Genomic DNA, 6,751 nt, shown 5'->3' with positions numbered 1-6,751 from the left:
AGCTTCGACAGGGGATCGGCGGGCATGAGGGGCTGGTCGGCGACATCGCCGCCGACCTCATCCTGCGCGACGGCGACAACACGATCTTCTCGATCGGGCCGCGCGTGCGCTGGGGCGACAACGATTTTCACGACGCCTATTTCGCCGTGCCCTTCGCCATTCCCGCTATCCCCGGCGGCGGCTACGATCCGGGCAGCGGCTTCTATGCTGTGGGCGCGCGGGCCGGATATACGCAGCGGATCGGCCGTAACTGGGGCCTCTACGCCTTCGCGGCCTATGACCGGCTGATCGGCGACGCGGCGGATTCGCCGATCGTGCGCCAGCTGGGCTCGCGCGGGCAATTGTCCGGCGGCCTCGGCCTGTTCATCGAGTTCAACGTCGGTGGCGGCCGCTAGCGGCGGCTGTAGAGGTGCGGCGTCAGCCGCCGTGACACCAGCTCGTCGGGCGTCAGTCGCCGGCCGGCCTCCTCGTTGGCGCGGCGCACGAAGGCCGGATTGACGCCGTGGATCCGCATGGACGTCAGGTTCTCCGCGCTCAGCCGCTCATAGCCGAGCCCGCGCAGCTCGCCGACGAACTCCGGGGTCACGCCATGGATGCGCAGCGCGACCAGATCGTCGGTGTCGAAGCCGGTCATGCCGGCCGCGCCGAGCGCACGGATATATTCGGGCGTCGCGCCGTGAATGCGGAGCTGCACCGCCATCTCGGCACTCGGCCGGTAGCCTGCTGCCGCCAGCGCGGAGATATAGTCCGGCGTCACGCGATGGATGCGCATCTGGACCAGGCCGTCCACCGTGCCGACGCGATAGCCGGCCGTCGCCATGCCGCGGATGTAATCGCCGTCGACGCGATGCACGCCGGCGGCGACGAGATCGTCGACCTCGGGCGTGCGATAGCCCTGGCGGGCTAGCTCCTCGACCATCCCGATGCCGACGCGGGCCAAAGCGAGGCCGTAGCTTTGTTCGCGGTCCGGCGCGGCGATATTGTGGCGGGCGAGGGCGGCGGCGAAGGCGGGATCGGCGGTGAAGCTGCAATCGCCGGTGCCGCGGCCGCGGCGGGCGACGCCCTCGCAATCGAAGCGGCCGGCCTCGCGAACGAGCTGGAAGCGGACCGGCATGTTGTCGCCGGCGAGCTGCTCGCGGGTGAGGCCATTGAGCTCGGCGAGATCGGTGGTGTTGCTCCACTGGCTGCTGCTGCGCCCGCGACGGTAGCCGATCGAAAACTGGACCCGGTTCGCGTCGTCGCCGGACGGGGCGATCGTCCAGTCCAGGCGATCGGGCACCTGCGCGTTGGCGGCCGGCTGCGCCAGGTAGGTGAGCAAGGCGGCGGATGCCGCGACGACGAGCTGACGGATCATAAAACCTCCCGAGCCTGCATGCGACAAGGGTAGCAGCAAGGGGCGTGCCAAGGGAGAAAACGGCGGGAAACTGTGATTTTCGGACTGGCCGGCGTCTCTTGGCCGTTCGCGTGCGAACAGGGTCTGTCCGGAAACGGACGGCTACGCGGCGGCTTGACCCGGGCGGTCGCGCGAGGGAACGAGGGGCCATGCGAATCCTTGCCATCCTCGCCTTGCTGTCGCTCGCCGCGCCGGCGACCGCCCAATTGAGCCCTGCCGAGCGGCGGATGAACGAGACGGTGCGGGCGGAGGCGGAACGGCACATCGGACTGCTCGAGCGGCTGGTCAACCAGAACAGCGGCAGCTTGAACCGCGAGGGCGTGACCGCGGTCGGCGCCATGATGCGCGCCGAGCTGGAGGCGCTGGGCTTCGCCGTGCGTTGGGTGGACATGGCCGAAACCGGCCGGGCCGGCCATATCGTCGCCGATCATCGCGGCAATGGGCGCGGCAAAAGGCTGCTGCTGATCGGCCATCTCGACACGGTGTTCGAGCCGTCGAGCCCGTTCCAGCGGTTCGTGCGCGACGGCAATCGCGCGACCGGGCCGGGCATCGGCGACGACAAGGGCGGGATGGTCGTGATCGTCGCGGCGCTGCGTGCGATGCAAGCGGCCGGGACGCTGCGCGACGCGGATATCCGCATCGTCCTGACCGGCGACGAGGAGCGGACCGGATCGCCGATCGCGGTCGCCCGGCGCGACCTTATCGAGGCCGGCCGCTGGGCGGATGTGGCGCTGGAGTTCGAGAACCTGGCGCGGCAGGACGGCCGCGACGCCGCTACAATCGCGCGCCGCGGCTCAACCAACTGGACGCTGAGGACGAGCGGCCGCTCCGGCCATTCGAGCGGCGTCTTCGGCGAGGGCCTCGGCTATGGCGCGATTTACGAGATGGCGCGCATCCTCGACGCCTTCCGGCGCGAACTGCCGGAGCCCAATCTCACCTACAATGTCGGCGTGATGGCGGGCGGAACTCCCGCCAATATCGATGAGAACGGCTTCGCGGTCACCGCCTCGGGCAAGACCAACATCGTCGCCGAGACGGCTATCGCGCGCGGCGACATCCGCAGCCTCACCGCCGACCAGGAGGCCCGGGCGAGGGCGCGGATGCAGGCGATCGTCGCTTTGCACCTGCCGCGCACCGAGGCGACTTTGACCTTCGGCGAGGACGGCTATCCCCCGATGGCGCCGACCGAAGGCAATCGCGCGATCCTGACCGCGCTCAACCGCGTCAACCGCGACCTCGGCCTGCCGGAGATGCCGGAATATGACCCGGCGCGGCGCGGGGCGGCGGATTCGAGCTTCGTCGCCGGCGATGTCGACGTTCTGGCCGGCCTCGGCGCGGCGGGCGGCGGCGCTCATGCCGAGGGCGAATATGTCGAGCTGGACAGCCTGACGCGATCGGCGGCGCGGATGGCGATTCTGATGAGCCGGCTCAGCCGCGAGCGGCGCGGCAGGCGGTGACGAGATAGTTTAGGCTTAAATCATCGCTGAGCACGAGGCCGCGCGCCAGGCCGAAGCCGATGCCGGTGGTGTCGGTCACTTCCAGTCCCGCTTCTTCGAGACGCGACTTAAGCTCTTCAGGTGTCACGAATTTATCCCAGTCGTGCGTGCCGCGGGGAATCTGGCCGAGCCCTTCCGCGACATGGATCATCATCAGCCTGGACAGCGCGGTGCGGTTCGGCGTGGAGAGGATCAGCAAGCCGTCGGCCGCCAGCGCGCCGGCGAGGCCGTGGATGAAGGCCGGCACGTCGGCGACATGCTCGACGACCTCCATCGAAGCGATCAGATCGAACGGCCCTTCGAGCGCGGCGACGTCGCCGACGCGATAGTCGATGTCGAGGCCTTGACCCTCCGCATGGGCGCGGGCGGCGGCGATATTCTCCGGAGCGGCGTCGATGCCGGTCACCCGGCCGCCGAGCCGGGCGAGCGGCTCGGCGAGCAGGCCGGCGCCGCAGCCGACATCGGCGACGCGCTTGCCGGCGAGCGGCTTCAGGTCGGCGGGATTCATGTCCCAATGCGCGTCGATCCGCGCCCGGACATAGCCAAGCCGCACCGGGTTGAGCTTGTGCAGCATCGCCGAGGACCCTTTCGGGTCCCACCAGTCCGCGGCCAGCGCGCCGAAATGGGCGGCCTCCCGGGGGTCGATTGTGCGCGTCGTCACGGCTTTTCCTTGCACTTGCGGCGCGTAAAGGAAAAGGGCTGGGGCATGGACCATTTCCACCTGCGCGACGGCGCGGCCTATTGCGAGGACGTCCCGCTCGCCGCGATCGCCGCCGCGGTCGGCACTCCGGTCTATGTCTATTCGACAGCGACCATGGTCCGCCACGCCGGGGTGTTTCGCGCGGCTTTGGGCGATCTCCCCGATCCGCTCGTCGCTTATGCGGTCAAGGCCAATCCCAATGCGGCGGTGCTGGCAACCCTGGCGCGGCAGGGGCTGGGCGCGGACATCGTCTCGGGCGGCGAATATGCCCGCGCCCGGGCCGCCGGCATGGCGCCGGAGCGGATCGTCTTCTCCGGCGTCGGCAAGACCGAGGCGGAGATGGCGGCGGCGCTCGAAGGCGGGCTCTTCCAGTTCAATCTCGAATCGCTCGACGAAGCCGAAACCCTCTCGCGCGTCGCGGTCTCGCTCGGCCGCTCGGCGCCGGTCGCGTTCCGCGTCAACCCGGACGTCGCCGCCGGCAGCCACGCGAAGATCTCGACCGGGGCGGCGAGCGACAAGTTCGGCATTCCCGTTGCCGACGCGCCGGCCGCATACGCCCGCGCCGCCGCGCTCCCCGGTCTCGCGGTGCAGGGCGTCGCCGTCCATATCGGCAGCCAGCTCACCAGCCTCGCCCCGCTCGAAGCCGCCTTCACGAGGCTGGGCGCCTTGCTCGCCGAGCTGCGCGGGCAGGGGCATGGGATCGGCGTCGCCGATCTCGGTGGCGGCCTGGGCGTTCCCTACGATCCCGCCATCCCTGCGCCGCCCGGTCCGGCCGAATATGGCGCGATGGTCCGTCGCGTTGCCGGCGGCTGGGGCGCGCGGCTCGTCTTCGAGCCGGGCCGGATGATCGTCGGCAATGCGGGCGTGCTGCTCGCCGCCGTGATCCGGGTGAAGCCGGGGCCCGAGCATCCGTTCGTCATCGCCGACGCCGCGATGAACGATCTGATGCGCCCGGCGCTGTATGACGCCTGGCATGCGATCGAGGCGGTGCGCCCCGGCGGTGAGCGGATGACCGCGACCGTGGTCGGCCCGGTCTGCGAGAGCGGCGACACCTTCGCCGTGGCGCGCGAGATGGACGCTGTCGCGGCCGGCGATCTGCTCTACTTCCGCACCGCCGGCGCTTATGCCGCGGCGATGTCCAACAGCTACAACAGCCGGCCGCTTACGCCGGAGGTGCTCGTCGACGGCGACCGCTGGGCGGTGGTGCGGCCGCGCGTCGGTGTCGAGGCGCTGATCGCGAGCGACAGCCTTCCCGATTGGCTCGCCTTGCCTTGAGCCGCCCCGCTCCCTAACCCCGCGCCATGGCCCGCATCGTGATGAAGTTCGGCGGCACCTCGATGGCGGGCATCGAGCGCATCCGGCATGTCGCGAGCCTGGTGAAGCGCGAGGCGGAGCGGGGGAATGAGGTCGCGGTCGTCGTTTCGGCGATGGCGGGGGAGACGGACCGGCTGGTCCAGTTCTGCCGCGAGGCGGCGAGCGTCTACGATCCCCGCGAATATGACGTGGTCGTGGCGTCGGGAGAACAGGTCACGAGCGGCCTGCTGGCGATCACGTTGCAGGGCATGGGGCTCAATGCGCGCTCCTATATGGGCTGGCAGCTGCCGATCCGTGCCTCGGGCCATGCGACCGGATTGATCGAGGGGATCGACGTCGCGGTGCTCGAACGGGTGTTCGACGCGGCGGGGATCGCGATCATTCCGGGCTTCCAGGGCGTGACGATCGATGGCGCGCTGGCGACCTTGGGGCGCGGCGGGTCAGACACGTCCGCGGTCGCATTGGCGGCGGCGATGAAGGCCGACCGTTGCGACATCTACACCGACGTGGACGGCGTCTACACGACCGACCCGCGCATCGTGCCCAAGGCGCGCAAACTCGATCTCGTCACCTATGAGGAGATGCTGGAGCTGGCCAGCGTCGGCGCCAAGGTGCTCCAGACCCGCTCGGTGGGCCTGGCGATGCGCTACCGGCTGCCGCTCCAGGTCCTGTCCTCGTTCGAGGACGTGCCGGGCACCATGATCGTCGACGACATCCTCGGAGAAGCCCACATGGAACGCAACGTCGTCACCGGCATCGCGCACGACCGCAACGAGGCGCGCGTCACTTTGGTCGGCCTGCCGGACCGGCCAGGGGCGGTCGCGGCCGTGTTCGGGCCGCTGGCCGAGGCCAACATCAATGTCGACATGATCGTGCAGAGCGTACCGCGCGCTGGGGAGAAGAGCGACCTCACCTTCACCGTGCCGACGGCGAGCCTGGCGCACAGCGTCGCGGCACTGGAAGGGGTGAAGGCCGATGTGGGGTTCACCGAGATCCTGACCGACACCAATGTCGTGAAGCTGAGCGCGGTCGGAGTGGGGATGCGGAGCAATGCCGGCATCGCGGCGAAGATGTTCGCGACCCTGGCCGACCGGAACATCAACATCCTCGCCATAACGACCAGCGAGATCAAGGTCTCGGTGCTGATCCCGGAGGAGTATACCGAACTGGCGGTGCGGGTGCTGCATACGGCCTATGGCCTGGACGCGGAGGACGAGGCTTGAACGTCGGCCACGATCGCCTCCGCCGCCTGATGGCGCGGGGGACGGAGTTTCTCGGCTGCGAGGTGGCGATCCTCGGCGGCGCGATGAGCTGGATTTCGGAGCGAAATCTGGTCTCGGCCTTGTCCAATGCGGGGGCGTTCGGGGTGATTGCGTGCGGGGCGATGACACCCGATTTGCTCGATATCGAGATCGCCGAGACGAAAGCGCGGACGCAACGGCCGTTCGGGGTCAATTTGATCACGATGCACCCGATGCTCAGCGAGCTGATCGATGTATGCGCCAAGCATCAGGTGAGCCATGTCGTGCTCGCAGGCGGCCTGCCGCCCGCGGGATCGATCGACCGGATCAAGGGCAATGGCGCCAAGCTGATCTGCTTCGCTCCCGCCTTGGCGCTGGCGAGGAAGCTGATCCGCTCCGGCGTCGACGCGCTGGTGATCGAGGGAATGGAGGCGGGCGGTCATATCGGGCCGGTCTCGACCTCGGTGCTGGCGCAGGAAATCCTGCCGCCGCTCGCCGCCGAGGTGCCGATCTTCGTCGCCGGCGGGATCGGCCATGGCGGGCTGATCGCGGGCTATCTGGAAATGGGCGCGGTCGGCGTGCAGCTCGGCACGCGCTTCGTCTGCGC

At 69.4% G+C, this 6,751-nt stretch carries 7 protein-coding genes; 5 read left to right on the top strand and 2 right to left on the bottom strand.

The window, feature by feature from the left end; translation table 11 throughout:
* Positions 1 to 395: MipA/OmpV family protein (locus ACT4N3_RS12375; protein WP_444855529.1), on the top strand; the 395-nt coding region annotated here is incomplete at its 5' end.
* On the opposite strand, the gene ACT4N3_RS12370 is transcribed toward ACT4N3_RS12375, so the two are convergent.
* Positions 392 to 1,354 carry a hypothetical protein gene (locus tag ACT4N3_RS12370; RefSeq protein WP_444855528.1) on the bottom strand — a complete coding sequence of 321 codons (963 nt, stop codon included), beginning with the start codon at positions 1,352 to 1,354 and terminating at the stop codon, positions 392 to 394. The two genes, ACT4N3_RS12375 and ACT4N3_RS12370, sit on opposite strands and share 4 nt — an antisense overlap.
* Before the next feature lie 188 nt (positions 1,355 to 1,542).
* Between ACT4N3_RS12370 and ACT4N3_RS12365 the strand changes: the two genes are divergently transcribed.
* Positions 1,543 to 2,850 (top strand): M20/M25/M40 family metallo-hydrolase, encoded by a 1,308-nt coding sequence (locus ACT4N3_RS12365; protein ID WP_444855527.1) that lies wholly within the window; start codon positions 1,543 to 1,545, stop codon positions 2,848 to 2,850.
* Here the strand turns inward: ACT4N3_RS12365 and ubiG are convergent.
* The gene (gene ubiG / locus ACT4N3_RS12360) at positions 2,822 to 3,604 is read right to left on the bottom strand and encodes a bifunctional 2-polyprenyl-6-hydroxyphenol methylase/3-demethylubiquinol 3-O-methyltransferase UbiG (protein WP_444855526.1); all 783 of its coding nucleotides are present in this window, start codon (positions 3,602 to 3,604) and stop codon (positions 2,822 to 2,824) included. The two genes, ACT4N3_RS12365 and ubiG, sit on opposite strands and share 29 nt — an antisense overlap.
* On the opposite strand from ubiG, the gene lysA reads away from it, so the two are divergent.
* From lysA to ACT4N3_RS12345, 3 genes are all read left to right on the top strand, one after another.
* The gene (gene lysA / locus ACT4N3_RS12355; RefSeq protein ID WP_444855525.1) at positions 3,596 to 4,864 is read left to right on the top strand and encodes a diaminopimelate decarboxylase; all 1,269 of its coding nucleotides are present in this window, start codon (positions 3,596 to 3,598) and stop codon (positions 4,862 to 4,864) included. The genes ubiG and lysA overlap by 9 nt on opposite strands.
* A 26-nt stretch (positions 4,865 to 4,890) precedes the next feature.
* A complete protein-coding gene (locus ACT4N3_RS12350; RefSeq protein WP_444855524.1) occupies positions 4,891 to 6,126 on the top strand; it encodes an aspartate kinase in 1,236 nt (411 codons plus the stop codon).
* 29 nt (positions 6,127 to 6,155) lie between these two features.
* Positions 6,156 to 6,751: NAD(P)H-dependent flavin oxidoreductase (locus ACT4N3_RS12345; protein WP_444855530.1), on the top strand; the 596-nt coding region annotated here is incomplete at its 3' end.

Source organism: Sphingosinicella sp., assembly GCF_052388015.1.
GTDB lineage: Bacteria > Pseudomonadota > Alphaproteobacteria > Sphingomonadales > Sphingomonadaceae > Allosphingosinicella.
This window is presented reverse-complemented; position numbering and strand designations above follow the sequence as displayed.